Below are 1,760 nucleotides of genomic sequence, written 5' to 3'. Positions count from 1 at the left end.
AACTGGTCATCAGGCTGATAAACCCTCTGCACAGCGGCCTCGGCAGCAGGCCGAGCAGTTTCAGGGGCCAGCTGGTCCGGCGCGGGAAATGGACTTCGAAGCCGCCCGACTTGATGCCCCGCGCCATGCGGCGCGATGCGCGGCTGACCGGCATCAGTCCCGGCATAGGCAGCATGTTCTTCTCGGTCAGCGGGGTGTCGATGAAGCCGGGATTGAACACCTGGATACGCACGTTCATCTTGTCGAAATCATACTTCAGCGACTCGGCCAGGATGTTGATGGCCGCCTTGGTGCCGCCATAGGCGGCCGTTGTCGGCCAGCCGAAATAGGATGTCACCGAGCCGACCAGCACGACATGGCCGCGCGCCCGCACACGCATGCGTTCGACCGCGGGCACGAGGCCGTTGATGATGCCGAAATAATTGACCTCGAAGGACCGGCGAAAGTCGTTGACGACAAGATTCTCCCCCGGCGTCGAAATGTAGTTCCCTGCATTGAAGATGGCGAGCACGATGGGACCGAGCTCCTTCTCGATCGCGGCGACGGTTCTTGCCATGCGCGGCTCGTCGGTGACATCGCAGGGAAAGGCCGTGACACTGCCCGGCATCTGCGCGGTCTCGACGACAAGCGTGTCGATCGGATCGTCGTCAAGCGCCGTCACCGCGACGGCATAGCCCTGGGAAGCAAGATCCCTGGCCAGCGCACGGCCGATGCCGCTTGAGCCGCCCGTGATCCAGGCGACGCCGTGCTTCGGGTTAGCCCGGTAGAGTGTCATGCTGCGCCCTGTCGACTTGTTGGTGCTTTGCTCTAGAGCGGTTCACCGTTTCACGGAAACGGCGAACTGCTCTATCTCCTTGTTTCTACGCAATTCCGGACGGAAAACCGTTTCACACTTTTCCTGGAATTGCTCTAGCGGTGAAGAAATCGAATGAAAAGCCGCTTTTCAACGTCAGCCGGAAATGAACAGTGGCGCAAGAGGCCAGCCTCGGGAAGCGCCGACGCAACAACAGCACTGCAAATGCGACTGGACCAGACAAATTCTTGCCTTGAAACCGCAGCTTCGGGTTTCTAGGGTTTCGGCGCACCTACACAAGGAATCCTGAATGCCCCGTTCTGTGATCGACGCGATCGGCAACACGCCTCTGATCCGCCTCAACAAAGCTTCGGAACAAACCGGTTGCGAGATCCTGGGCAAGGCCGAATTCATGAATCCCGGCCAGTCGGTCAAGGATCGTGCGGGCCTGTTCATCATCCGCGACGCCGAGAAGCGCGGGCTGCTGAAGCCCGGCGGCGTGATCGTCGAGGGAACGGCGGGCAATACCGGCATCGGGCTGACGCTGGTCGCCAAGGCGCTCGGCTACCGGACCGTCATCGTCATTCCCGATACGCAGAGCCAGGAAAAGAAGGACACGATCAAGCTGCTCGGCGCTGAGCTGATCGAGGTGCCGGCCGTGCCCTACAGGAATCCCAACAACTACGTGAAACTGTCGGGGCGGCTGGCCGAGCAACTGGCAAAGACAGAACCGAACGGCGCCATCTGGGCCAACCAGTTCGACAATGTCGCCAACCGTGACGGCCATATCCGCACCACCGCGGAGGAGATCTGGAACCAGACCGGCGGCAAGGTCGACGGTTTCGTGTCGGCGGTCGGTTCTGGCGGCACGCTGGCCGGCGTCGCCTCCGGACTGAAGGCCAAAAGCCGGGATGTGAAGATCGCGCTCGCCGATCCGCTGGGGGCCGCGCTCTATTCTTTCTACACC

At 61.4% G+C, this 1,760-nt stretch carries 2 protein-coding genes; one reads left to right on the top strand and one right to left on the bottom strand.

The window, feature by feature from the left end:
• Positions 1–775 (bottom strand): SDR family oxidoreductase (locus tag EN893_RS32440; RefSeq protein WP_164901321.1); only part of this gene is annotated, 775 nt, incomplete at its 3' end.
• Positions 776–1,103: 328 nt separating this feature from the next.
• Between EN893_RS32440 and EN893_RS32435 the strand changes: the two genes are divergently transcribed.
• On the top strand, positions 1,104–1,760 hold a 657-nt coding region (locus EN893_RS32435), incomplete at its 3' end, for a cysteine synthase A (RefSeq protein WP_128362113.1).

The sequence above is a fragment of the Mesorhizobium sp. M7A.F.Ca.CA.004.04.2.1 genome (assembly GCF_004022825.1).
In the GTDB taxonomy this organism is placed as follows: domain Bacteria; phylum Pseudomonadota; class Alphaproteobacteria; order Rhizobiales; family Rhizobiaceae; genus Mesorhizobium.
The sequence above is the reverse complement of the archived record's forward strand: the minus strand, read 5'-3'. Positions and strand labels throughout refer to the sequence as shown.